At 38.8% G+C, this 26,586-nt stretch carries 16 protein-coding genes and 1 pseudogene; 8 read left to right on the top strand and 9 right to left on the bottom strand.

All coding sequences use genetic code 11. The features are described from left to right. Positions 1 to 285, top strand: a pseudogene (locus tag WC743_RS16270) (hypothetical protein); the annotation flags it as partial. A 270-nt stretch (positions 286 to 555) separates the two neighbouring features. Here WC743_RS16270 and WC743_RS16265 read toward each other — a convergent pair. From WC743_RS16265 to WC743_RS16250, 4 genes are all read right to left on the bottom strand, one after another. After that, positions 556 to 1,908, bottom strand: coding sequence for a flippase (locus WC743_RS16265; protein WP_373013510.1), 1,353 nt, complete (start codon positions 1,906 to 1,908; stop codon positions 556 to 558). Further along, a complete protein-coding gene (locus tag WC743_RS16260; protein WP_373013508.1) occupies positions 1,901 to 2,716 on the bottom strand; it encodes a hypothetical protein in 816 nt (271 codons plus the stop codon). The genes WC743_RS16265 and WC743_RS16260 overlap by 8 nt, the downstream gene beginning before the upstream one ends. A gap of 620 nt (positions 2,717 to 3,336) precedes the next feature. Then, the gene (locus WC743_RS16255) at positions 3,337 to 4,764 is read right to left on the bottom strand and encodes a SusD/RagB family nutrient-binding outer membrane lipoprotein (RefSeq protein WP_373013506.1); all 1,428 of its coding nucleotides are present in this window, start codon (positions 4,762 to 4,764) and stop codon (positions 3,337 to 3,339) included. An 11-nt stretch (positions 4,765 to 4,775) separates the two neighbouring features. After that, positions 4,776 to 8,030 carry a SusC/RagA family TonB-linked outer membrane protein gene (locus tag WC743_RS16250; RefSeq protein WP_373013505.1) on the bottom strand — a complete coding sequence of 1,085 codons (3,255 nt, stop codon included), beginning with the start codon at positions 8,028 to 8,030 and terminating at the stop codon, positions 4,776 to 4,778. Between the two features lie 902 nt (positions 8,031 to 8,932). Here WC743_RS16250 and WC743_RS16245 point away from each other — a divergent pair. The 4 genes from WC743_RS16245 (at position 8,933) to WC743_RS16230 (ending at position 18,952) form a co-directional block, all read left to right on the top strand. Further along, a complete protein-coding gene (locus WC743_RS16245; RefSeq protein ID WP_373013504.1) occupies positions 8,933 to 12,112 on the top strand; it encodes a SusC/RagA family TonB-linked outer membrane protein in 3,180 nt (1,059 codons plus the stop codon). A gap of 22 nt (positions 12,113 to 12,134) precedes the next feature. Further along, positions 12,135 to 14,000, top strand: coding sequence for a RagB/SusD family nutrient uptake outer membrane protein (locus WC743_RS16240; RefSeq protein WP_373013502.1), 1,866 nt, complete (start codon positions 12,135 to 12,137; stop codon positions 13,998 to 14,000). 201 nt (positions 14,001 to 14,201) lie between these two features. Beyond that, positions 14,202 to 16,115, top strand: coding sequence for a 7TM diverse intracellular signaling domain-containing protein (locus WC743_RS16235; RefSeq protein ID WP_373013500.1), 1,914 nt, complete (start codon positions 14,202 to 14,204; stop codon positions 16,113 to 16,115). A 167-nt stretch (positions 16,116 to 16,282) separates the two neighbouring features. Then, positions 16,283 to 18,952 carry a glycoside hydrolase family 2 TIM barrel-domain containing protein gene (locus tag WC743_RS16230; protein WP_373013498.1) on the top strand — a complete coding sequence of 890 codons (2,670 nt, stop codon included), beginning with the start codon at positions 16,283 to 16,285 and terminating at the stop codon, positions 18,950 to 18,952. A gap of 611 nt (positions 18,953 to 19,563) precedes the next feature. On the opposite strand, the gene WC743_RS16225 is transcribed toward WC743_RS16230, so the two are convergent. Further along, positions 19,564 to 19,875, bottom strand: coding sequence for a hypothetical protein (locus WC743_RS16225; protein WP_373013496.1), 312 nt, complete (start codon positions 19,873 to 19,875; stop codon positions 19,564 to 19,566). A gap of 126 nt (positions 19,876 to 20,001) precedes the next feature. Further along, positions 20,002 to 21,843 (bottom strand): alkaline phosphatase, encoded by a 1,842-nt coding sequence (locus WC743_RS16220; protein ID WP_373013494.1) that lies wholly within the window; start codon positions 21,841 to 21,843, stop codon positions 20,002 to 20,004. Positions 21,844 to 22,170: 327 nt separating this feature from the next. On the opposite strand from WC743_RS16220, the gene WC743_RS16215 reads away from it, so the two are divergent. From WC743_RS16215 to WC743_RS16205, 3 genes are all read left to right on the top strand, one after another. Then, on the top strand, positions 22,171 to 22,920 hold the full coding sequence (locus WC743_RS16215) for a sugar transferase (RefSeq protein WP_373013492.1): 750 nt from the start codon (positions 22,171 to 22,173) through the stop codon (positions 22,918 to 22,920). A gap of 69 nt (positions 22,921 to 22,989) precedes the next feature. Further along, the gene (locus tag WC743_RS16210) at positions 22,990 to 23,862 is read left to right on the top strand and encodes a glycoside hydrolase family 25 protein (RefSeq protein WP_373013490.1); all 873 of its coding nucleotides are present in this window, start codon (positions 22,990 to 22,992) and stop codon (positions 23,860 to 23,862) included. Between the two features lie 240 nt (positions 23,863 to 24,102). Next, positions 24,103 to 24,960 carry an RNA polymerase sigma factor RpoD/SigA gene (locus tag WC743_RS16205; protein WP_373013488.1) on the top strand — a complete coding sequence of 286 codons (858 nt, stop codon included), beginning with the start codon at positions 24,103 to 24,105 and terminating at the stop codon, positions 24,958 to 24,960. Between the two features lie 84 nt (positions 24,961 to 25,044). On the opposite strand, the gene WC743_RS16200 is transcribed toward WC743_RS16205, so the two are convergent. The 3 genes from WC743_RS16200 to WC743_RS16190 all read right to left on the bottom strand — a co-directional run bounded on the left by WC743_RS16200 (position 25,045) and on the right by WC743_RS16190 (position 26,533). After that, positions 25,045 to 25,371, bottom strand: coding sequence for a phosphoribosylpyrophosphate synthetase (locus tag WC743_RS16200; RefSeq protein WP_373013487.1), 327 nt, complete (start codon positions 25,369 to 25,371; stop codon positions 25,045 to 25,047). Positions 25,372 to 25,406: 35 nt separating this feature from the next. Continuing rightward, a complete protein-coding gene (locus WC743_RS16195) occupies positions 25,407 to 25,664 on the bottom strand; it encodes a hypothetical protein (protein ID WP_373013485.1) in 258 nt (85 codons plus the stop codon). A 68-nt stretch (positions 25,665 to 25,732) separates the two neighbouring features. After that, entirely contained in the window at positions 25,733 to 26,533 is an 801-nt protein-coding gene (locus WC743_RS16190; RefSeq protein WP_373013483.1) for an NIPSNAP family protein, read from the bottom strand. Positions 26,534 to 26,586 lie beyond the last annotated feature (53 nt).

The raw sequence follows: 26,586 nt of genomic DNA, 5'->3' as shown, positions 1-26,586 counted from the left end.
AACCTGAAACCGGTGATAAGGGCTATTCCTCAAGCCGTATCCGGCGCGTTAACCGGGGTAGTTACACCTGATGCCGCTTATCCAAAAATTTACGCTATTATGGGGACCGATACCGTAGGGACCGTTGCTGACGCTACCGGCAAATTTTATTTCCCCGGATTAGCTGCAGGCACTTACCAGGTCAACTTTACACCTGTAAGCCCTTATGCTGTTAAAATCATGGATAATATTACAGTAGTCAATGGTTCCGTTAAAGACTTGGGAACAATTACTATTACGCAGTAGTTAAGTTGTCATCCATACTTAACTTTGGGAGTAAAATATATTTGATTATTAAATGCCTGGAGCAAAACGGCTTTAACATAACGTTAAGGCCGTTTTTAATTTTACCAAAATTTCAATCTGCGTTTAAATCAAAAGGGAAACATTTTTGGTTCGGCCAACTTTACCATGGCAGAAATTAGCAAATATGATTAAAAGCAGAGTAGTATAATCAGTAAGATCACAAAAAATGCTTAATGCGAAAGCGTAAGTATTTTATTGCCGGTTATACTGCTACCTGGTTGTGCGGCCACGCCAACTAAACCCTTTAACATATTTATCATACAGCTCGGGGTAAAACTTAAAGGCATAGAGCAAACAATTTAATAGGTTAACATCCAATATTCTTTTCAGATAGATTTGAGAAATAACAAATCCGATAAAGCTCGATAACAACGTTGCATAAGCCGCACCTATCAAACCGAAGTAGAATATAAAGATAAAATTTAAGCCTAAATTCATTACAGCTGTTGATATGACCATAAAAAAAGTGGCCCTGGCCTTTCCAATTGACTGTAAAATAGTGCCCGCCTGCCTGCCAAACGGAACAAATAAACAGTATAACAAGGTGATTTTAAGCAGAGGAATGGACTCATCATATTTTGCATCTGCAAGGATCCGGACAATGTATTGAGCGAAGAAATATAAAAATATAACAACAGGGATCACTAACGCAAGAATTGTTCCTACAGACTTTTCATATAAGTACTTAACGGAACTTTTACCCTGGGTCTCCATCCTTTTAGAGCTCTGAGGAAATACGATCACAGCAACGGCAGAGGTTGGTATTTCAATGAGATTAGTAATTCTGACTGCGATATTGTAAGTGCCTGAAGCAACAGGCGAAATCATCGCGCCCAGCATCATTTGGTCCATAGTTTGGGAAAGCATAGAACTTAACGAGGACCCAAAAGTATATTTACCATAATTTAACAACTTTTTTATCCAGTCCAAACAATGGTTAAAATTAATGCTTAAGAAGGAAGTAACATATCCATAGGCTATTAGCGTACCCAGTAATATTCCAACAATTTGAACATATACCAGGTAAACTAAGTTGATATGTATTTTCAATAGTAAGCAAACAGCCAGAAATATAAAGAATATAAACTGGCGGGAGAAGGTGCTGTAAAAAATGCCCTTGTACTTTAAATTGGCGTATGCCACAGCATTAAATTGTGTTTGCAACCCCGTTAAAATAAAAGAAATGTTATATATGTATAACAGAAGTGTGAGTTCTGGCGCGTTCCACAGCTTGCTTAATGTGTTACCTATCAGCAAATTAATGATGACACAGAGTATGGTTAGTACGGTGTTAATGATAAACGAAGCGGTAAAGATCTTTGAATGCTCTTCAGCAACACTTGATGATAAAAATTTAACTAATGCGCTTTGAATTAGCCCCCCTCTTATTAATTCTAAAATGGTAGTATAGGACATAAACAATGTCCAGGCACCAAATTCATGCTTGCTTAAAAGCCTTACAAGTATATAAAAACTCCCTACGGCAAATAAAACACCTGTAAAGTTTTGTATGATATTAATTAAACCTGACTTTAGCCAGTAACCGTGCTCTTTATTAGCCATTTACAAAATATTCTGTAACGTACTTCTTAACTTCATCATCGGTCTTGGCGTGTAAGATACGGGCCCCGGAAAGTTGCGGGAATAATTTATGGAAGCATCCAAAGTAGTGTTCCACACCTTGTTTTGAAAGTATTAAGTTTATCCCCCCAAAATAACTGGCAAATGATGCCGTACCGCCGTGTATAGAGATAAATCTATCCGCATTGGCATAAACCATTAATTGCAGATGGTTGAAATTATTGACCTTGCTTTTATTCTTCGAATAAAGATCATCTAAATGAATTACTTCCGGATAGTTTGACGATAGAAATTCCAGGTCAAAAAGTTCATAAGTGTCGTTTTCGTCGATAGTGATATTTTGAGGTTGGGGTCTGCTGTATATAATTGTGTATTTATCTTTAAGATTGTCAATAATAAAGCTTAACAATTCAGTACTAAAAAAGCTTATAGGCGGGCCGCCCCATTCAGAATTGTATTTGTTAGCTATAATTAAAATAGGTTTTTCAAAAACGAATATATCATTTGCGTATTTTTCTTTTAAGGGGACACGTTCCCACTTACTTATATCATAATCCTGGCTAAACAGGATCCTTGGTATTTCCGCATTTTTATTCCCCTCATTGTTTCTTTTGTCAAAACATTCCTCATGATTTTCAGAAAAGAAGTAAAGTTCTTTAGTGAATTTAGAAGATTTAGTGCTTTTTAAGGTTTTATTTTTATAATGCCAGTAGGCAAAAGGTAATGCAAACATAATTTCCGTACCAAATTCTCCGTGATAGGAGATTTCTTTGTATTTGGGCTTGGTCACATAGTCTTTTATGAAATAAGTAAGTTGTATTAACTTGCAATAGTAGGTATCCCTATAATAATATAGGTAGGGTCTTTTGACCTTGTTAAAATACCTGATAACAACACATAAACTTAAAAACTTTTTTAATATGCTTTTTGCCGTCGCGTTCACTTGATTATTATAAGAATGGGTTGTGCAAGATAATGTATTTTAAGGAGGTGTATTGTAATAAATTCAAGAATATATATTAATGTAATAAGTTCAATACCAACTTAGAACGATATCCTTAACGGCCAAATAACAGATACTGCTACCGCTGTTTTGCAAACCCTATTATTTGCTGGCAAATTGCACGGGAGTATCCGGTAATTGCACATAAAAGGAAAATAACAGGCAAATTTGCGATTGATTTTTTTACTTCGGCGGATAATCAGGAATAGTTTGGCCGGGATATTATTCCGCTGCCACCATGGTTGGAGGAGGTGTTTTCGCTTTTCCACAGTTAATAACGATCATCAAAAAAATGGAATTCGTCAATATAATATTCATTATATAGTCCTTACAACCATTCCAAATTCCAAAGGTTGTACAAATAAAAAGGAGTTACCACCCGGTAACTCCTTTTATAATATAGGTAATTAGTTTTTGTCGAAGAATAGTTTGGTTGTTACTTCATCTCCGCCAATTTTTGATGATGCATCATTGTAATTAACAGTATTTACGTTTTGCTCGTTAACCGGGTAGGTAAACCTCACCGGGAAATCGCTTACCGGATCTGCCGGTGCAGGAAGTAATGGATAATCAAGCCTTCTGGTTTCTATCCAGGCATCCCAACCGCGGTTGTATAAAGCAATCCATTTTTGATATCCAATCTTTTGTTTATAATTACCGGCTGCAGTAGCATAGGCTACTGTTGGTTTTAAACTATAAGCTGTAGCAGCAGCAGCACTACCACCCCAATAAGTAATAGAAGCAGTTATGCCGTTTGCGTAATGACTGGCTGCAGTACCACCAACATTATAACCTCTTTCAACAGCTTCGGCTAAATTAAATTCAGTTTCAGCATAATCCAATAGCAAGCCAGGAAAGTTTGGAGCGGTTAAAGTTGTGCTTGGTTTTGAAAATGCGGAATAGCTGTTTGATGTGCCCGGTACACCACCAGAGTAATTACCGGAGGCATCAGTAGTGAAAAATAACGGAAGCCTTGGGTCGGCAGTTGTTTTTAAATTATCAATAATGGTTTTTGAGGCAATAAAATCAAGCCTGCCACTTTGTACAAGGTCAACCCATATTGGGTTAGTATTTGGCGGATTTAATGCATATTTAAAATTAGCATTATCACTATTGCTTGTAAATACACCTGCTGCCACAGCTGCTTCAACAACTGTTTTTGCCTTTGCATTGTCGGCATCAGCTAAGGTAATACCCATTTTTAGCTTAAATGTATTGGCAAACTTTTTCCAGCTGGGTATATCACCACCGTATATCTGGTCTGCTTCCCCCAGGGTGCCTTCTGCTTCATCAAGATTAGCTATATCGGCGTCCAACCTGGTTAACAACGCCGAGTAAACGGTAGCTGCATCATCAAATTTAGGGAATTTATTATCGATGTTAAGCGCATCTGTATACGGTATATTACCAAAGGTTGTTACCAGATAGTAGTAGGTGTATACCTGCATAATATCACTAATAGCGATGTTGTTTTTTATTGTACCCGCCGCTAGAGTGGGGGTATTTGTAAAGGTGCTTTTAGCTTGCTCAAATGGTTCTAAAACATCGCGGTAGTAGGCTGTCCAAATGCCATCCGGTATGGCATTATCTTTAATATTATAGTTACTTTCTGTAATATATGTGGTTTCTTGCCATTGCTGTTCAATAAGCCTGAAGGTGTTTAAATAAACATTTGAAGATGCAAGCTCATTGGTTAATGATCTTTGCGCTTCTGTGAATAAAGCCTCACCAGGAACCGATTGAGGTTGCTTGGGATTAGTGTTAAGGCTGGTTATATCTTTTTTGCAGGCGCCGAGCAAAAGTATCGGCAACACTGCTATAATAAATTTTTTCATCAACGTAATTGTTAAAATGTTACTTTGGCATTAAGTGAAATGGTTCTGACAGTTGGATAAGCTCCTGACTGATACCCTTGTAAATTCCCTGAACTTAAACTTTCCTCTGGGTCGGCATAGGGAAGGTTTTTATGGATTATCCACAAATTGCGCCCTATAAGGGAAAGGTCAATACCTTTAACCGGCCCAAATTTTGATACCAATTTTTGCGGAAGACTGTAAGAAATTTGTGCCTGCCTTAATTTAACATAGCCCGCATCATAAACAAAGGCCGCATTAGGGTTAAACTCATAACCATACAAGCCTGATCCGGTATTTTCAACACGGGTAGTATTCTGTTGGCCATCTGCGGTAACACCTTTTAAAATGACACCGCCGCCTTCTGAAATTGGGCTACGGGATGGGTTACCCTTATCATTTAAGCCAACTGATTCTGGATACAAACCAGTATCAAACCCGTAATAAGTATCAAGAGAGAAAACACTGCCACCTTTTCTGATATCTATCAGAAAGCTCAAAGTAAGATTTTTATACCTGAAACTGTTATTAATGCCGCCTATCCATTTAGGGTTACTGTTACCAATTACATTATTAGCAGTATTGGTTTGCATATAGTAACCATCGGCATCAACCACCTTTTGCCCATTCAGGTAAACAAAATCGGTGCCTCGTATAGTTCCTAAAGGCTGTCCTAAAGTTGCGTTGATAGTAACATTGCCCTGGAACGTGCCAATTTGCAGATTTTGAGCCTGCTGGCCTGTTGCATCCTGAAATAGCTCAAGTACCTTACTGTTGTTTTTAGTAAAGTTTACATCAACCCGCCATGAGAAGTTTTTGCTTCTGAACGGTGTGCCGTTTAATGAAAGCTCAATACCTTTATTTTGTACAGTTCCTGAGTTAAGGTATGCTGCGCTGTATCCGGTTGCCGCCGAAATTGTAACCGGTATGATTTGATCAACCGTTTTATTAACATAATAGGTTCCGTCAAAACCAAGGCGGTTATTAAAGAATGATAATTCTAAACCATACTCAGAACTTGTTGTACGTTCTGGTTTTAACTGCGGGTTGTTTTTAGTAGTGCCCACGGTTGCCTGCGGGGACCCATTAATAGGTGTCCCAATGGTGTAGGTATCAATTGTACTATAAATAGGGGCATCGTTACCAACTTCGGCATAGTTGGCCCTTAATTTACCGTATGATAACCAGCTATAATCTTTTAGAAGCTCTGAGAAAACAAAACCTCCGGAAACCGCCGGGTAATAGTAGGTATTATTGCCTTTGGGCAGGGTTGAGGCAACATCACGCCTTAAAGTACCATCAATTGTATAGGTATTTTTCCAGGTTAATGTTGCTCCGGCGTAAATACCGTTAACTTCTCTGCGCTGGTCGGCCTCTATAGGAGCATCTGGTGTGTTTTTTGAGTTTGATAACGTATAAATAAGAGGTACAATTAAACCGCCGTTTGTAATTGCATAAATATCCTGATAACGTTGTTTTCTGATATTTGTACCGGCAACTGCCTTCAGATTAAAGTCGGTACTGATATTTTTGTTTACACTGGCAATCAAATCATAATCTGTTTCGTTCCAGCCGGTATTTCTTCTTGAATAACTTGATACACCTGTTGTACCAACCGCCCTTCTTTCTTCCTGCAACTGGTTCCAGTTATCAACAGTAACACGGCCTAAAATATTTAACCAACTGGTAGGCTTATAATTGGCAAAAATATTACCAAAGTAACGGTTACGTGTATCGTTTTCATAGTTTTGATAACGGCTAAAATATGGATTGTCCCAATAAATGGCCGTAGGATCATTAAAGTCGCTTAAGTTCCAGGTAGCGTTACCATTTTCACCTTGTGCAAGGCTGTTGTAATAAGCGTTTTTTAATTGCTTAATATCATTGTTTACTTGCCACCACTGCCTGAAGTTGGTTAAAGTATTCTCAGATGAATAGCCTGTGCCATACCTGCCTAAACCATCGGTACGGGTATAATCAATGGAAGCTCCTGCAGATAATTTGCTGGTAATATTATAGGTGCCCGAAAAATTGACCGCATTTTTTTGGATGTTACTGTTAGGTAATATACCATTGTCATTATTACGTGTATATCCCAGCTTAAATGATCCGTTATCGCCGGCATTGGTGATAAAAATACTTTGGCTATTGGTAATCGGTTTCACAAAAAATGTTGATGGATCATTTGCAGCGGCCATCCATGGAGTAGCTTGTCCAAAGGTTGGCAGGCCCTTATAAAAGGCATTCCACTGGTAAACTTTCAGGTTGGGATCAAATTTTCCACCGTACGATGCATCTTCAGTTAAAGGTGTAATTAGGTCAGGTGTACCATCGCCATTAACATCCCTGTACCAAAAATACCCGCTGGGGTCCTCATAATAAGGGCCATAGCCACCACCATATTCTTTCTGATATTTTGGAAAGGTAGACTTATCAATTGACCCAACCCCAACATTGGCGTTAACAACAATGCCAAACCCTTTTCTGGCTTTTTTAGTAGTGATCAAAATTACACCGTTTGCACCTTGTGAACCATATAGCGCACTGGCAGCGGCACCTTTCAAAACCGTAACAGACTCAATATTGTCTGGGTTGATATCCTGTACAGGGCTACCGTAATCATACCCTCCGCGCCCTGTCCTTTGATCGGATGAGTTTATTGTAGAGCCTGACGGCGCGCCATTATTAAATGGGACCCCATCAACCACAAACAATGCCTGGTTGGAGTTAAAAATAGATTTTGAACCACGGATAACCACGTTAGTTGAAGCGCCCAGGCCATTGTTTTGCCTGATTTCCAAACCAGCAACTTTACCTGATAATCCTTCAACAAAGTTTGATGATCGTGTTTTGCTAACCTCGTCTCCTGAAACCTGCTGGGCAGCATAGGCCTGCTGATTACGAGTTCTGGTAAGGCCAAGTGCACCTGTTACAAGTACTTCGCCCAATTGCCTGCTTTCTGAAGTTAAAATAACATTTAGGGTAGGGCCGGTAACGGGGAGCGTTTGTGTGGCATAACCAATAAAGCTAAATGTTAAAGAAACACCACTTGGTACAGATAGGGTGTACCTGCCATCTGTAGTGGTTTGTGTACCGGTTGTTGTCCCCCTGATCCCCACACTTACTCCGGGGATTGGTAGACCATCTTCTTTAGCCGTAACCCTTCCGGATACGGAAATGTTTTGTGCAAACAATTGCATTGCAGATAACCATAGAATGCACAAAGCCGTTAGTAGACTTTTTTTCATGGATAAATAATTAATAGTTAAAAAAAAAATATTGAATAGCTAAATTATTAGGCTTAGGGAAATTAACTGAAAGAGTAATAATTACAGTTGAATTTATAGTATAATTAACTGATACCGAATTAATTTACATAACGTTTCGTCTGTGAAAATATTATTAATTTCCTATTAATAAGATGATATGACTACTCTTTGTTTTAATTTTTAGTATTTAATTTACTGATAATGGTAAATTATAATGCTATTCTGGAAATTATTACCAGCTATTGGTTGAGTATTAATAATAAGAGATATTTAATTCCTATCTGTGTTGCTGAATTCGTAAATAATACAATGCGGCAATATTTTCGTTCTAAGAGAGTCCATTTATGGTGCTTTTGATCCCATAAACATAAAGGTTGTTAATAAAGTACCGGCCTTAACAAATGCCGGGTAAAAAACTTATTTATAGGCTTTCCTTACAAGTATACCCGTCTAAATATCTGTAAGTTACAGGTGAAAATTCCGATAAACTAAGAGTGATTTATTCATTTTACCGAAAACGTTATCGTAAAAATTTCTGATGGTTTTTAATTGTTCATAAAGCGTATCACCATTTACCCTCCTTTAGTGTGTATTACATATAAACACCTGTCAAATAAATAGGTTGTAAAACGCTAATGTTGTTCATTAAGCGTATCGAAAAATAAATAACTTACTTATTATCAGTATTTTATGAAATAATTCCATTTGTTTTATCGATTTGGAATTGTTTGATTTGACCTGCCAATTAACAAGACCAGAATAACTTAATTTTCTTAAATCACCAATAGACAGAGATGCTGTGATCCCCCGCTGTATGTCATAAACCAGGTTTATGGATAGCTAACTTTTTAAAACCAATTCAATTGATCAAACAAAAAATTATGAAAAAAAAAATTACTCTTCTCATTTGTATTTTAATAACCACCTGTACGCTCTCCTTTGCGCAAAATACCATCGTTACCGGTGTTATTAAGGATAACAAGGGCGAAACATTACCGGGGGTAGCCGTAAGGGTTAAAGGAACTACCAATGGTGTAGCTTCAGACGTTAACGGTAAGTACAGTATAAACACACCTGCAAATGCAACGCTGGTATACACCAGTATTGGTTTTGCAACGCAAGAGGTTAACGTAAGTAACCAAACAATAATTAATATAACGTTGCTTGATAATAACAAGCAATTAGATGAGGTTGTGGTTATAGGCTACGGTACCCGCGCGGTTAAAGATGTTACCGGCGCAATATCCAGCGTAAAGGCTGATAAATTTGAAAATGATAACCCAACCAGCGTAACCGATATCATCAGGGGTAGTATTCCCGGTATTTCGGTAGGTTTAAATACGTCTGCAAAAGGCGGCGGTGCCGGCGATCTTGTAGTGCGTGGCAGGGCTTCGCTTTCTGGCAGTTATAACCCTTTAATTGTATTAGATGGTGTTATTTATCCCGGCCAGCTGGCTGATATCAACCCAAATGATATTGATAGGGTAGATGTACTGCGCGATCCGGCTGCACTTGCGGTTTACGGTGCTAACGCAGCAGGTGGTGTTGTTGCCGTTACTACTAAAAAAGGTAAAAACGGCCCGCCTCAGATAACCCTGAATGGCAATTTTGGCGTTGCTCAACTACTACAAAATCAAAAATATTACACAGGCGAAGCTTTTTTAAACTGGCGTGCGGATGGCCAGAGAAGCTCTAATACAGCCAATCCATATTACTATTATAGCGATCCTAACAAACTACCTGAAGGCGTAACTTTAGCGCAATTCATGAACGGTGCTACCGGCGACCCAACTACTGTTTGGTTGCAGCGTTTAGGTTTGTTTAATAATGAGATTGCAAACTACCAGGCAGGTAAAGTAACCGATTGGTCAAAACTTATTTTCCGCAACGGTTTCCGCCAGGATTACACTGCCAGCTTATCAGGCAAAACGGATAACTTTAGCTACTACATGTCTGGCAACTACACCAAAAATCAAAATCTGATTCAAGGTGGCCAATATACTGACGGTCGTTTTCGTGTAAACCTTGAAGGCAAAGCGGCTAAGTTTTTAACCATTGGTTTGAACGCGCAGTTTGCAAGTCGTGATGAAAGTGCTTCAAGCAATCCATTCGGTAACCCGGCGGTTGATAACTACGAGGCAGATTGGAACCAGATCATTAATTCATCACCATACGGGGATGTGTACAATGCTGATGGCTCATTACGCCGTATAGATACAGACGATAGCGGTTTAAATCAGCGTAATCCATTTTTAGGCAGAAAATATAACGATAACGTAGCTATTCAAAACGTTTTATTTTCAACCCTTTTTGCAAGAGTTGATCTTCCGTTTGGTATAAAGTATACTTTGAATTTTTCTCCGCAGATAGAATCATATCGTAACTTCTTTTTCAGGCCCGGAGCAAACCCTAATGAAATTGCTGTAGGAGGACTTACCGGTACGGCTTACCGTTCAATGGAAAACCGTTACAGGTATAACCTTGATAATATCCTGAGCTGGAATAAATCCATTGGTATCCATAACTTTGATGCAACCTTTTTGCTTAACAAAGAGAAATACCAAACCTGGTATACAAGAACAAACAACTCTCAGTTTAGCCCAAGTGATATTTTAGGTTACCATAATATTGGTGCCGGTACACTGCCTATTGAAAGTAGTGATGACCGTATATACAACGCCGACGCTTTAATGGGCCGTTTAAACTATACCTTATTAGGCAGGTATATGGTAACAGCATCAGTCCGTCGTGATGGTTTCTCGCCTTTCGGTCTTAAATTTCCACGTAAAACCTATACACAAGGTGCTGTAGCGTGGATATTCAGCGATGAAGCATTCATGAAAGCTGACTTTTTCAAATGGCTTAATTATGGTAAACTACGTTTAAGCTATGGTTCAAACGGTAACCGTTTAGCAACCGGGACAGCGGATCCATCATTGGCATTAGCGGTATTAAGCACACCAAAATATCCAACAGTTAGCGGGTCAGGAGTAGTAACTAACAACAGTGCTATTTATGCAAGTTCGTTACAAAATGCAGACCTGACATGGGAAAAAACCACAGGCCCTAACATCGGTTTAGACTTCACTATTTTAAATAACCGTTTAAGCGGATCAATTGATGTTTACAACCGTAAAACCACTGATATGATCGTTGATCGTAAGCTGCTTTCAATTCAGGGGCTTAATGCTGTAAACATTATCCCAGGTGGGGCAAATAACTCCAGCTTATTATCAAACATAGGAGAGGTTAATAATAAAGGTTTTGAGCTTTCATTAGACGGAAGAATAATTAAAAGCAAAAACTTTAACTGGAATGCTAACGGCGTTTTATTCCTTAACCGTAATAAAATTGTTCACCTGTATGGCGAATTTCCGGTTACTGATGTCAACGGCAATACCACAATGGTTGAGAATAATGACATTGGTAACGGCTGGTTTATTGGCCATGATATTAATGCTGTTTGGGACTATAATATCCTGGGCGTATGGCAAACACCTGATGCTACCGAAGCTGCAAAATATGGTGCTAAACCAGGCGACTTTAAGTTACAGGATCTGAATGGCGACTTTAAGTTCACAAATGATGACAAAAAATTCCTGGGCTCAACCAATCCTAAGTTTACATGGTCATTACGTAATGAGTTTAACTTTTACAAACACTTTGACTTTTCATTTATGCTGGTATCAAGCATAGGGCAGTTAAGGCAGTATAATGCAGCTTTAAACAACCCAGGCAGCGTTGGTTTTGCCCGTATGAATTCATATGTATTACCTTACTGGACGCCTGATAACCCAATAAACGACTATGCACGCTTAAACTCAGGTTCATCGGGTACCACAATTAACGTATGGCGCAAAGCATCATTTGTAAGGCTGCAAACAGTATCATTTGGTTATAATTTTGATAAGGGCCTTATTAAACGTTTAGGTATGCAAAGTGCTAAAATATTCATCAACGCTACCAATGCATACGTGGCTTCTGATTGGGATCTGTGGGATCCGCAAAACGCCGGGCCAACCCCAAGGATCTTGTCAGCCGGTTTTAACTTAGTTTTTTAAAAGTATTAGGAGATAATTATATATGAAAACGATAAATAAAAATATCATTGCAGGGCTTGCAGTCGCTGTGGTTTTTGCATCGGGAGGATGTACAAAACGCAGTGACCTAGTACCCGAGGCCCCTTCAAAGTTTACACCGGATGTAACATTAACTACGCCTGCAGCATTCAGAAACGCACTTGCAACATTGAACATCAGCGTTCGGTTTGAGTTTTTTGGTGATGCGGCCCCTATGTTAACAGAGTCCCTTTTTACAGATGCAGCAGTTGAAGGAACAACAGATAAAACCACGCCTGCACAGGATCTGAATATCCGTATTACACCAACATCAAACCTTGATAGCGACGATTTTAATAAAATTGGCCGTTACTGGTACGCCTGGTGGCAGGGGATACATGATGCTAATGTGATTATTTCACGTATTGATAACGCTAAATGGCCTAGTCCGGCAGAGCGTGATATTACATTGGCAACAGCATACTTCCACAGGGCTTATCGTTATTATCGCTTAGTGCATGAATTTGGTGATGTGCCATTGGTTTTAAAAGAAGAAACTACTGTAAACACAGGTTATTTTACAACCCAACGTACAGTTATTCTTAAACAAATGAAAACCGACCTGGAACTTGCTGTAACCAAACTTACTGATGCGAACGAAAAAGGTAACGTATCAAAAGGCGCGGCTTTGCATTTATTAGCCAAAGTTGATTTGGCATTGGGTTTATTTGATGAGGCCATTGCTGCAGCATCAAGCGTAATTAACGGCCCTTACCACTTAATGACCAACCGTTTTGGTATAGTAGCAAGTGATGCATCAAAGAACGTAATTTGGGATTTGCATCGCCCTGAAAATAAGGCTTTAGCTACCAATACCGAAGCTTTATATGTAGTGCTTGATCGCGAAACACTTGACGGAGCAACACCATTTGGGTCGCAGGTAATGCGTAACTGTGTGCCTATGTGGCATAATGGTACTATTTTAACACCAGGTGCGCGCAAGCCGGGTATATCTGATAAAATAACAGAAGAATTCCCTCTTACTTTATGGTATGGCCGTGGTATAGGCCGTATGCGGGGTACTCCTTATGCTACTAAATACATCTGGACGGATAATACCGATTTAAGGCACGCACCCGGTAACTGGATGGATATGACAGACCTTGTTTATAACAACCCGGCTATTAAAACCACTGACGCTGCCTGGTACGGTAAAAAGTTACAGCAATATACTGCAGCAAACGTAAATCAGGTGTTTTTGAATGGTGCAAGAGATACCATAAGAGCATGGTTTGGCTGGCCGCATTATAAAGTGTTCATAGGTTCGGGCCCTATTGCGCTTGATAAATACTGGAGCCCGCCACGTGGTACTAATACCGATTGGTATGTATTCCGCCTGGCAGAAACTTACCTGTTACGTGCCGAAGCCTATGTTTGGAAAGGACAAACTGCACTTGCAATGGCCGATATTAACCAGGTTAGGGCACGTGCAAAAGCGCAGCTATTAACAGACCCAAGTAAAGTGAACATTGGCACTATACTGGATGAGCGCCAAAGAGAATTGTATTGGGAAGAACCCCGCAAAACCGAGCTAACACGTATGGCTTATATTTTTGCACAAACCGGTATCCCTGCTTATAATGGTAAAACTTATAATGTAGCCAATTTTTCAACCAGCAACTTCTTTTATGACAGGATCATGGAGAAAAATGATTTTTACAAAAATCCGGCTGTTATAACCAATTCTGGTAACCATTTTACTATTTCTCCGTATCACGTATTGTGGCCAATACCGCAAAGTGAGATTGATTTAAATATTAACGGACACATCAATCAAAACAAGGGCTATTCAGGTTCTGAAAAGAATATAGCGCCATTGGATAAAATATAACATTATAATGGATAAGGTATTTAACCATTAATTATTCTTAAAAGCATGTGCAGTAATATATATTGCACATGCTTTTTTTTATAATGATTAAATAAAATGGAATATAGGTGTCACAGCTATAATTTTTTTATAATATTTGGTTACCCAATTGTAATAGCCCCACCGGCTGTTCCTCTAAATAATTTGAACTTATAATACTTGATGGTGAAGCGGCTATTTTTTTGCTCCATATGGATGCTGATGATGCAATTGACCTTTGCGCAAAAGGCGATAGTAATTCAAGGTGATTCACTTGAGCATATATTCATTAACAAAGAGATAAACTGGCTGGAAGACCCCAAAGGGGAGTTAACCATTCAGCAAGTGAGCAGCGCCGCCTTTAAAGATAAGTTTACAGACAATAAGGACTTTTATCCCAAAAATTACAACGTTTCTTCGGCTTATTGGTACCGGGTTAAACTCAATTTTCATCAACCTATTCCTTATATCAGTAGTGTGTTTGAATTTTTTGATCAAACAACAGACCAGATCACTGCCTATTTACCACAAACCAACGGGCAATACAAGGAAAGCAAAACAGGAGAGAATTTTAAATTCGATGACCGTTTATACAAGCACAAGAACTTTGAGTTTTTAGTAGAGAATTTCACGGAAGGTGAGCATACATACTATTTCAGGATTGTATCAAAAGACAGGGTGAACGTGATTATTGTTTACCGCACCTTTAAACGGTTTATCTACTATACGCTTACGGAATACATTACCTATGGTATGTTTTATGGGATGATCCTGATTTTCAGCTTCCATAACCTGCTGATGTATCTGGCTGTAAGGCGGCGGCAATACCTCATTTATATACTATATATTTTAAGTGTAGGCCTTTATGAGATGAGTGCCGATGGTATTGCCTTTCAATATATATGGCCAAATCAACCTGTATTGAATGATTATATGTATGGTATAGCGCTTTACATGATCAGTTTGTTTGCCCTTATATTTATTAGGGAACTTTTACAGGTAAAAGCAAGGAATATAACCTTATACCACATTATTAACTGGACTATAGCCGCCAGAACAGCATATTTCATGTATTGCATGTTTTTTGACCGGAGCCTGTTTATTTACAAGTTTGTTGAGTTTATACCGCTTTCCATTTCATTTTATACCGGCATAAGCATCTGGAAAGATGGGTTTAAGCCCGCACGCTTTGTTGTATTGGGGTATTTCGTGCTGTTTGTAGGCTTTATAGTGAAAGGTATATATGTACTTGGATTAGGCCGCTCTTTGCCTGCCTTGCCTGCGCATTATAGTTTAAGTTTCAGCTTTATTATTGAAATGCTGCTGCTTTCTTTTGCCATAGGCGATCAGGTGCGCTTGTTCAGAAAGGATAAAGACAGGGCACAGGCAGAGGTTTTGCAGCAAATGCAGATAAACGTGGAACTAAAGGATTTTATAAACCTTGAGTTGGAAAATGAGGTAAAGGCAAGGACCCATGAGGTGATCGAGAAATCTAACGTAATACAGGAAAAATCAGATATTATTGAAGATCAGAATGAGAAACTACGGTTTAAAAACCTCCAGTTAGAGAAGCAGGCAGCCGAGATAAGCCGTATGAACGTATTGCTTGAAAAGGATAATATCCAGTTAAAAACCAATATTGAAAAGGTAACCGACGCCCGCGCGCTATCTACCGAATTAAGCTTTGAAGAGTTTAGTGCCAAATACCCTGATCAGGAAGCCTGTTTTAAATTACTTGCTGATTTAAAGTGGATAGGTGGTTATCAATGTGTGCGTTGCAGTAATATCACTTATTGTAATGGGCGGTCACTTTATAGTCGCCGGTGTACCAAGTGCGCATATGAAGAAACCGTATTGCATAACACCATTTTCCAGAATAACCGTATTCCTATCAATAAAGCTTTTTACCTGGTATACTTAGTTTATGCCAGTAAAGGCACCATTTCGTCTCGCCAGTTGTCTGAAAAACTGGCTATCAGGCAAAGCACCTGTTGGGCCTATTCCAACCGGATAAAGAAGGCGCTTGAAGAACAAAAAAAGGTGCGTAAAAAAGCAGGTAAACAGGGATGGATGGCTTTGGTATTAGATGTGAGCTGATCTGTCCGTAGGTTTAAAAAATTAATCAAATTAACTAAAACGTTTTTGCAGAAGAATGCTGTGTTAAGTCGTAACTGAAAAGAATACATAGTATTTGTGACGATTATAAGCATTGTTTTCCGCTTACCCTTCAGCATACAAAATGCTTTAGGTTTATAAAATATGGAATGAAAAAAAAGATAAGTTTTTTAGTTTTCGTACTCACCTTTATGCTGAATGCATTGGTGTATTCACAGGTTCGTTCGGTAACAAATTTTAATGGTAGTTGGCAGTTTACTAAGCAAAGCTATAAGCCCGCCGGGAGTGTTCCTAATATTAAATGGCAGCCTGTATCCTTACCTCATACCTGGAATAAGGATGACGTTATGGATGATACGCCTGGTTATTACAGGGGGGCTTGCTGGTACACTAAAAAATTCACACCCTCAGAAATATACAGGAATAAAAAGCTGTATCTATATTTTAATGGAGCCAACCAGCAAACAGAGGTTTATATCAACGGAAAAAAAGCAGGCAGCCACACAGGTGGTTATACCCGTTTTTGTGTAGAGATAGATCAATATGTAAGCCTTGGAAAGGTTAACGAGATAGCTGTGAAGGTGGATAATAGTTTCAATGAAGATATTGCCCCGCTCACTGCCGATTTTACTTTCTTTGGCGGGATTTATCGTAACGTGAGTTTGATTGCAGTAAATAATATTCACTTCAGCCTTGATCAGGCAGCAAACGGGGTGTTCATTACTACACCGGAAGTATCGACAGAAAAAGCTTCTGTAAACATCAGCGGACATATAGTTAATGAAAATAACACTAAAGCAAACCTGCAATTATTAACCACTATAGTTGATAGGGAAGGCAAAGTAGTAAAACGTGTTACGCAAAGTTTAAAGGAGAATAGCGGTGCTATAGATTTTAAACAAGAAATCCCTGATCTGCAATCTCCGCATTTATGGACACCGGAGGATCCGTACCTGTATAAAGTGGCCAGTAAACTTGTTGATATTAATACAGGTAAGGTGATTGATGAGGTGATCAATCCACTGGGACTTCGCTGGTTTAAATTCGATGGCGAAAAAGGGTTTTTCCTTAATGGTAAGCCCTATAAATTAATAGGCGCCAGCAGGCACCAGGATTTTAAAGGTTTGGGCAATGCACTGCCGGATAGTTACCATATACGGGATGTAAAGCTATTAAAGCAAATGGGAGGCAACTTTTTGCGTGTAGCACATTATCCGCAGGATGCTAAAGTATTGGCCGCCTGCGACAGCTTAGGTATACTGGCATCTGTAGAGATACCGGTAGTGAATGCTATTACAGAAACACCGGCGTTTACACAAAACTGTAAAAGCATGCTGGTAGAGATGATCCGCCAAAACTTTAACCATCCCAGCATTATTATATGGGCTTACATGAATGAAGTATTATTAAAACCAAAATTCGGAAAGGATAAACCACGGCAGCAAATCTATTTCTTGCATGTAAAAGAATTGGCAGCGCAACTGGATAGCATGGTGAGGAAAGAAGACCCATCAAGATACACCATGATTGCCTGCCATGGTGATTATAACAGGTATAAACAGGTTGGGATAGTGGATATCCCCATGCTTATTGGCTGGAATTTATACCAGGGATGGTATGGTGGCAAAACGGCCGATTTCGCCAAATTTTTAGATAAATTCCATCAGGATTATCCTGCTTTGCCAATGCTGATAACAGAATACGGCGCAGATGCGGATGCAAGGATCAGATCATTGCAGCCGGAACGCTTTGATAAAAGTGTTGATTATGCTGTAGATTTTCACCGGGTATATTTAAAGGCGATGGAGGAACGCCCGTTTGTTGCTGCCGGTATTATTTGGAACCTTGCGGATTTTAGTTCAGAAGAACGTGCCGAAACAACTCCGCATATCAATTCAAAAGGGTTGCTTACGCAGGATCGTAAAGCAAAAGATGTTTATTTGTTTTACCAGGCTAACCTGTTAAAGCAGCCTTTCCTCAAAATATCTAACTGGAACCTGCGAGCCGGGATTGCAGATAGCCTGGATCATAACGTATCTACCCAACCTGTTTTGGTGTTTTCAAATGCTAAAGAAGTATTGCTCACGCAAAACGGCAAAAGCTTAGGCAATAAAACCATTGTCGATGGTGTGGCTACGTGGGATATTCCGCTGATTAATGGCAGCAATAAATTAATAGCTACCGGCAGTTACAACGGTAAATCCATAACAGATGCATCAGAGATCAGGTTAAACATGGTTCCTTATAATCTGCATTCCGCTAAAGCGACTGCAATTAATATCAACCTATTGTTAGGTGCTAAAAGATCTTATACCGATAACGACGGGGGAACCTGGTTGCCGGCCCATGCTTACAAAGCAGGCAGTTTTGGCTATACCGATGGAAAAGCCTACCAAATGGCAGGGAATGGCAGGCAAAGTTATGGTTCGGACAGGGATATCATGAAAACTAACGACGACCCTATATACCAGACACAGCAGGTAAATATAAAAACATTCCGCTTTGATGTACCGGACGGCAAGTATGAACTTGTTTTGCATTTTGCAGAATTAACAGCCGACAAACCCGGTGTAGCACTGGCATATAATTTAAACAACACCGATCAGAAGGAAGCTGTGCAGGATAGGGTATTTGATGTATTAGTAAATAATAAACCCTTGTTAACTAACCTGAACCTGGCTAAACAATATGGCCCGCTAACAGCTGTGAAAAAGAAACTCATAATAAATGTTAAAGGGAATGCAGGCATAACTATAAACTTTAACCCTTTAAAAGGTGAGCCTGTATTAAATGCAGTTCAATTGAGGCAAGCTAAATGATGATTTTAACATTATAAGTATTGGTGTTTTTAACAATTCTTACAGCCAAAATTAATCTCCAACAGGTTACCAGATTATAAGAATTGTAACCTAAAAGAAAGATAGCTCCGGGCTCTTTTCTTTTAGGTTACTATTTTGTTAAATCATCAATTTGGCTGTTTATAACGGGTAAGTGCTTGTACCTTTATCTCAATAAAGAAGATCATTTGCGTAGGGCGCTGGCCGGCAGCATATGAAAGGTTCGAGCCCTTTCCCTACATCCATATACAATATAATTTTTATGACAGAGATAAATTATCCTATTGCAGGAATCTTTGTATTTATTGCCTTTTGCCTTATCATATGGCTGAATTACATAAACCAAAAGGATAGAAACACTCTAAGGAAAATGCTGCCCGGTCATAGATGGCACCGGAAGAAAGCAAAAAAGAACAACTTGCATGTTTAAGTTATCAACTTTATGCAAGTTATGATGCACTCGTTTTAACGGGCGAAAAATAGCCGGTTATAGCATTATTGCTATTACTTTACAAGGCTTTATTAATAAGGCATAAATTTTAAAGCTGGTACACACATTAGTATATACCAGCCACAGTATTAACGTATTGGAATTAAGAAGCTGTGACTTCTGCTACTTTTGCGGCTTTTGCTTTGCTTTTGCTTGCAGGTGCAACAGGTGCTTCTTTTACAGGCGTTGCAGCTTCTGTAGGTGCGGGCTTAGCAATTGGAGCAGACTTTATAAGTTTTGCTATTTTCTTTGCTATTTTATTAGTGCCTTTAACAAGTTTATTTTCAATTTTTTTAGTGTCTGTACCAAGTTCGGTTGCTGTGCTTTTTATGGCAGCCAATAAACTAACTTCTAAATTTTTTACTAAGGTTTTCTTTGCTGTTTTCGCAAGCGATTTCTGTTCTGATTTTTTCATAAGGAATTGAGGTGAAAGCGCAAAGCTAAGTTAAATTTAAGTTGCTTGTATGTTATCTTTATGTTAAGTACCTTAAATTGAGGTAACAATGTATTTAGGTATTATGTGTGATATATAGGGGGATTATCAATTGTTAGTGATCAGATTTAAAAGTTTATGAAATATCTCTGTATTTTGATAGGTGCCAATAAAATGCTGAGACCCGGGCCCATAAGCAAGCACGGGGACATTGATACTGGTATGGTCATTAGTGCTAAAGTTGCCTAAAACCATGCCTTTGGCTGTTGATGCATCCAATAATGATAAGCCGCCGGTTTCATGGTCGGCGGTAATTATTACAAGCGTTTCACCGTCTTTGTCTGCAAATTTTAAAGCTTCGGCTACCGTTTTATCAAAATCATGCAGTTCAGTAATTAAAAAGGGTAAGTCATTTTCATGACCACCATGGTCAATCTGTGCACCTTCGGCCATTATGAAAAATCCATTTTTGTTTGTTGATAAAACCTTTATTGTTTGTAATAACGATGCCCGGAGCATATCGCCTCTGCCATTTTTTATGGGTTTTGTAGCGCTATCATTTAATAAAACAATGTGTTTGCCATTTTTAACATTGTTAAAATCAGCCAAAGTGGTATCAATTTGAAATTTATTCTTTTGCAGTTTAGTTATCAAGCTTTTATCGGCATTATTGAAAAAGCTTTTTTGGTTAGAGCCTACCAATACATCAATCTTACTCTGCAGCATATCGGCTGCTATTGCCTGTGATGATGATCGTTCCGGTTCATGAGCGTAAAATGCGGCAGGTGTTGCGTCTGTTATATCGCCGCAGCTAATTATGCCACTTTTAATACCATAATGAGCCAATGTATCGGGTAAGTTAGTTAACATTTTGCCTTGAGCATTCACCCCGATATAACGGTTATTAGTTTTTACTCCGGCAGCCATAGCGGTAGCACCGGCAGCCGAATCGGTATTGTCTGAATTTGCGGCAGCAGTTTGCGAAAAGCCCATGTACCTGCATTGCAGCATATTTAAATGGCCGTGATTGGTGGTTAAACCAGCCTGGATTTCTGCCAATCCCATACCATCGCCAATGAGCAGGATAATATTTTTTATTTTCTTATTTGCCCCATCGGTTTTATAGGTAGGGGTATAAACCGGGTATGAAACAGGGTTTACATACATTAGTTTATACCTGTTTACATAAAAATCATGTACCTGTTCCGGGTGATCTGTGTTAATCCAGTCTACTCCTAATTTTTCCAGTTGTATCCAGCTATTAGGACTATCCTGTGTTGCCCAAAAACGAAAAGGCTTGTGTTTGGCATGCGCCGAATTAATCAGTTTTTGAAGCTTGATGGAATCTGGTGCGGTTAATGACCCTTTGCCATTCCATTTGGTATAGTCGGCCAAATTATCGCTGATCATAGCGATATGTTTTAATTGATCAGTTGAATACGTGTTGTTAGGACGGCCATCATAATAAATATAATCAGGATAATTGCTAAACAGGGCAGGCTCGGGCATATCGCCACTCAAAACAATCTTAACTGAATTTTTATTAGCCGGGGCATTAAATACATCCTGATAAGGAGCCAACTCTTTTATTAACTGTGAGATAACATGTACATGGTCTTCTTTAATATCAATAACCAGTTGTAATGTTTGTGAAGGATCGGGATAAGCCATGCCATTATTTTTGCGGAATAATGCAGCAAGAGGTTTTAGGTATAGCTCATTTAAGGTGCGGCCCTCTGCTATCTCTTTACGTTCGTGCGCTACGTATAATTTTCCATTCAATAAATATACATCAGCCTCAATAGATCCGGCCCCGGCATAATAAGCCTTTAAAAAAGGAATGTTTTGTTTATAATCATTATGACTATGAGCGTGGTTAGTTGTTAATGTTTGCGCATGTGAGTCTGAAAAAAGTAAACAGGGCAAAAATAAAAGAAGTAAGTTTTTCAAGATAATGGTACTTAAAGTTATAGGTTATTATATATAGGGCAAACCTTTAATAAACAGGGCAAAGCTAAATTTTAACTTTAAATTAATTGTTAGCTTAATATAAATTATTAGCAAATTTGTAACGATTTGCTTGTTCTGTGAAGAGATTTATAATATGGAGTTAACAAATAGTTTTGTATTTTGCATCCGTAAACTAAAGCGCAATAATAGATACGGCCTGCAATTTCACCCCCCTTTGAAATTTAATGGCATAGATTTAATAAATATTATATAACATTTGAGGCAACTAAGTGTTACGTGGTTGCGTATCTAAACTATATATACAATATGGCTAACGAGTACTTTAGGAATAATAATTTATTAGAGTTAAATGATGGGAGCAATCAATCGTATATTGATAGTATCGGTGATAGTTCAACATCAGACTGGATAAAAAAATCAAAAATTACTGTAGATCCCATCGTAACTTCTCCGTTATTTAAAAAAAGGTTTAAACTTTTAAAGCGGGTGGTTGATATTATAGTTTCGCTTTTTATGATCATATTTCTGCTCTCATGGTTGCTTCCCATAATAGCTTTGTTAGTAATATTTGATTCAAAAGGGCCGGTATTTTTCATACAAAAGCGAAACAAAAAAGGTTCAAAGATTTTTAATTGTATTAAAATAAGAACCATGATTGTTAATGACGATTCTGATAATTTAGCGGCAATTGTAAATGATGTAAGGGTTACAAAACTTGGAAAATTTTTACGCCTGAGCCATATTGATGAATTACCCCAGTTTTTTAATGTATTGATAGGCGATATGTCAATAGTTGGGCCAAGGCCACACATGCTTGTTGAAAATGTTAGGTATAACGAAATGTTCAGCTATTATAATGACAGGCATCATGTAAAACCAGGTATAACCGGGCTGGCACAATCTTACGGTTACCACGGAGCTATCATGGATGTAGATATCATTGACAAAAAAACCGAGTTCGATATTTACTACATAAAAAACTGGTCGGTTTTAATGGATATACAAATATTGTTCAGAACCCTTTTGAACACCCTGAAAAAGATGGTAGGCAGATAGGTTTTTAAATTCGTTTTAATAAAAGAAACTTTAAGTATACCCAATGCACCTGTTTTTTAACTTTGCACCGTGACCGCATTAAAGAAACCCAGGGTAACTGCAAAGAAGACCACCAAACCCAGATCTGTATCCCGAAAGAAAAAGCCCCAAAAAAGCAGTTTGTGGTGGAAGATTGTTTTAGCAGGTGTATTTTTAATAATATTATCGCCCTTTTATTACGGATACGTACTTAAAACATTTTCATCTACCTGGAGGTGGATAGCCGATATAGGGGAGAACCCGCATTTTCGTACTTACAAAAGCTTTAATATCCGTATCCCATCGGGCTACAAAAAGTATGGCATTGATGTATCATATGCACAGGGCAAAATAGATTGGCAAAAGGTAAGATCTATGCAGGAAGATAGCGTACGAATAAGCTTCGCTTTTATAAAAGCGACTGAGGGCCTTTTAACAGTTGACCCATATTTTAAACGTAACTGGCGCGAAGCACCAAAAGTGGGGATTGTTTGTGGCGCATATCATTTTCTTCGCCCCACAAAAAGCGGGGCCTGGCAGGCAAGGTTTTTCCTGCAAAATGTAAAAATGGAAAGTGGCGACTTACCGGCCGTTGCTGATATTGAACGGTTGGATGGTACAACGCCCGAAACAATGCGTAAAGAACTAAAAGCCTTTGTAAAACAAGTAGAGTTAAAAACAGGGGTAAAGCCAATTATTTACACCAATATTAGCTTTTATAATGATTATTTAGCCGGGTATTTTGACGATTATCCGTTGTGGATTGCGCATTATTACCAACCGAAATTGAAGATTGACCGTAATAAACAGTGGCGTTTTTGGCAACATTCAGATATGGCAAAGGTAAATGGCATTGGCCATGTGGTTGATTTTAACGTATTTAAGGGTGACAGCCTCGCTTTTCAAAACATTTTAGCACCTTAATAATAAATAGTATTTATTTACAAACCAACTACATTTCTTTTCTTATTTTTGTGCATTAATAAAAGCAACATATTACGCACAGTCAGTTTAGCTAACCAGTTAAATAATAAATTGTACAATATTCTTTCGCATAAAGCATCCTTTATTAATACGCAGTTTTTACAAGGTTTTATTTAAACTTATACCTGTTGGTCAATTGATCGTTTACAATTGGCTGCAAGACTATTATTTTTCATATACATGAGACAACTAAAAATTTCCCAATCCATTACCAACCGCGAATCGCAATCGTTAGATAAATATTTAACCGAGATAGGGAAGGTAGACCTGATCACAGCGCAGGAAGAAGTTATTCTTGCACAAAAAATTCGTGAGGGTGACCAGGCAGCATTGGAGCGCTTAACAAAAACAAATCTTCGTTTTGTGGTTTCTGTTGCCAAACAATATCAAAATCAAGGGCTTACATTAGGTGACCTGATCAACGAGGGCAACCTTGGCCTGATCAAGGCTGCTAAACGTTTTGACGAAACAAAGGGATTTAAATTTATCTCTTACGCCGTATGGTGGATCCGTCAGTCAATATTATCTGCTGTTGCCGAGCAATCAAGGATAGTACGTTTACCATTGAACCAGATAGGTTCATTAAGTAAAATACACAAGGCCGCATCTAAACTGGAGCAAATGTATGAGCGCCAGCCTACGCCCGAAGAATTAGCTGATGACCTGGAAACTACTACCGAGAAAATAGCCGATTCTTTATCGAACGCGGGCCGCCAGGTATCTGTTGACGCGCCGTTTATTACAGGTGAAGAAAATACCCTGCTTGATGTTTTACAAAGCAGCGATGCAGGTACGGATAACGACCTGATGATAGATTCACTTACCCAGGAAATTAAACGTTCATTAGGTATTTTAGCCGAACGCGATAGGGAAGTGATTGTATTATTCTTTGGCTTGAATAACAATGCCGCTCATTCTTTAGAAGAAATTGGTGAGAAATACAGCCTTACCCGCGAACGTGTTCGCCAGATAAAAGATAAGGCACTGATGCGCTTAAGACAAAACTCGAGAGCTAATCTGCTGCAATCATACTTATAAAATAGATACGGACCGGTGTTGAAAAGATACCGGTTTAGATCAAAAAAAGCCGCCTTTTCGTAAGAAAAAGGCGGCTTTTGCATTTTAGGCCTGGTCGCTTTGTTTCAGGTATTTGTAATGCAGTTGCTTTAACGTTTCTTCAGATTCTTTATCGGTTGAGTAGCCGTAGCCTGTAACCAAAATACCCTTTTGGCCGGATGGCGAAGCCAGCGCATAAACGGTAGCTTCATCCGCCGGGTCTGACGGGCCTTCGTAGCGGTACTGGTCAACTATTTCAAACTCATCAGCCGGGTAAGAATGTTCGCCGGCTTTAAGCTGGTTTTCTGCTAAATTAAAATCCAACGTAAAGCCTTGCTCTTTTAATTTATCAATGGCTTCGGTTACTGTGTCGTAGTGAAATTTTTGTTTCATGATAGTAGATGTTTTGGTTGATGATTATAATTCAGCTATTCAAACTCTTCTTCGTCCTCGTCTTCTTCTTCCGGTACATAGTTGCCTATTGCCTGGCCTATCTGGTCAACTTCGGCGTCATTGTCAAACATAGGCATCTCGGTTTCCGGGTTTAATTTTAACCAAACGTTTTCGGTGTCCTTTTCTATCTTTCCAAATTCGGCCCCGGCTTTAAATATGGTGTAAACGTTATCTTCTTCGGGGAAAACAGAATAAACTATTCCATTCACTAATACGTCAAATGGGTCTTGCATAATTTTATAGGTATTGTAAAACAGTGCAATTTACCAATTTTACAATACCTGTTTAAACGGTGCAAAAATTAAATCTGCGAATAAGCTGTCGGCACCAATAGGGTTGATGTTATCTTGCTCACCAGCAGGGCATCAGCATACTCAGGTACGCTGCTTATTTTTTTCCATTGCGGGTCGCCGCCAAAGGCTTTCCAATGGGTATTTTTAGCTTCAAGGTCATCAAAGGTAACCATGTAAGTAAGGTTTGGCCTTAAGGGGCCAATAACCGTTTCGCCCCAAAAAACAGGTTTAAAGCCCAGTCGTTTAAAAATATCTATCTCCCCCTGACCTGTAAACATTTCAATTTTCTTTTTGCCGGTTGCTTCGCTGGCGCTTTGATACTGGCGCAATTCAAAGATCCGCGCTTTCTTTTCGGGCGCGGCTATTTTCAAAGCATGGGTAAATGATTTTAAAAGCGAGCTCTCTATCCGCTCATAAGCAGGCTCTTTAGCAGTAGCATTCAGGTAAGCCGCTCCTTTGGTCATAAACTCTTTGTCTTTGCCAATAGTTTCGGCTATGGTATTGAAATGAGTTAGGTTGTTGTATTGGGTAATCACATATATTTTGGTTTGCCCAGCCGGGTTCAGTTCTGTAAATACGCCATTATGCTTAACACCTGCCCGGTTCAGCGCCGGAATAGCCGCATTTTGCAAATAATCTTCAACCAGCTTTTGTTGTGTTTCGTTTTTTAAAGTATAAACCCTTAACTCATAATATTCGGCGCCTGTAGCGGCTTTTGTATCTGTTGGCATGGCATTACTAACTGCAGGTATAATAGTAGCGGCAGCACCGCTTATAAGTGATGATTTTACAAATGAACGTCTTTTCATGATGGTTTTTAATTGGAAAGCTAATATAGGAATTGACCTGCACTTATTTTTAC

It is taken from the genome of Mucilaginibacter sp. (genome assembly GCF_041660805.1).
In the GTDB taxonomy this organism is placed as follows: domain Bacteria; phylum Bacteroidota; class Bacteroidia; order Sphingobacteriales; family Sphingobacteriaceae; genus Mucilaginibacter.
This window is presented reverse-complemented; position numbering and strand designations above follow the sequence as displayed.

Excerpts from the sequence above, each read along its gene's own strand:
- WC743_RS16250 (WP_373013505.1), bottom strand. The coding sequence starts at position 8,030 with ATGAAAAAAAGTCTACTAACGGCTTTGTGCATTCTATGGTTATCTGCA.
- WC743_RS16225 (WP_373013496.1), bottom strand. The coding sequence starts at position 19,875 with ATGAAAAAATCAGAACAGAAATCGCTTGCGAAAACAGCAAAGAAAACC.
- WC743_RS16255 (WP_373013506.1), bottom strand. The coding sequence starts at position 4,764 with ATGAAAAAATTTATTATAGCAGTGTTGCCGATACTTTTGCTCGGCGCC.
- WC743_RS16195 (WP_373013485.1), bottom strand. The coding sequence starts at position 25,664 with ATGCAAGACCCATTTGACGTATTAGTGAATGGAATAGTTTATTCTGTT.
- WC743_RS16215 (WP_373013492.1), top strand. The coding sequence starts at position 22,171 with ATGGCTAACGAGTACTTTAGGAATAATAATTTATTAGAGTTAAATGAT.
- WC743_RS16245 (WP_373013504.1), top strand. The coding sequence starts at position 8,933 with ATGAAAAAAAAAATTACTCTTCTCATTTGTATTTTAATAACCACCTGT.
- WC743_RS16265 (WP_373013510.1), bottom strand. The coding sequence starts at position 1,908 with ATGGCTAATAAAGAGCACGGTTACTGGCTAAAGTCAGGTTTAATTAAT.
- WC743_RS16190 (WP_373013483.1), bottom strand. The coding sequence starts at position 26,533 with ATGAAAAGACGTTCATTTGTAAAATCATCACTTATAAGCGGTGCTGCC.
- WC743_RS16200 (WP_373013487.1), bottom strand. The coding sequence starts at position 25,371 with ATGAAACAAAAATTTCACTACGACACAGTAACCGAAGCCATTGATAAA.
- WC743_RS16205 (WP_373013488.1), top strand. The coding sequence starts at position 24,103 with ATGAGACAACTAAAAATTTCCCAATCCATTACCAACCGCGAATCGCAA.
- WC743_RS16230 (WP_373013498.1), top strand. The coding sequence starts at position 16,283 with ATGAAAAAAAAGATAAGTTTTTTAGTTTTCGTACTCACCTTTATGCTG.
- WC743_RS16235 (WP_373013500.1), top strand. The coding sequence starts at position 14,202 with ATGGTGAAGCGGCTATTTTTTTGCTCCATATGGATGCTGATGATGCAA.
- WC743_RS16240 (WP_373013502.1), top strand. The coding sequence starts at position 12,135 with ATGAAAACGATAAATAAAAATATCATTGCAGGGCTTGCAGTCGCTGTG.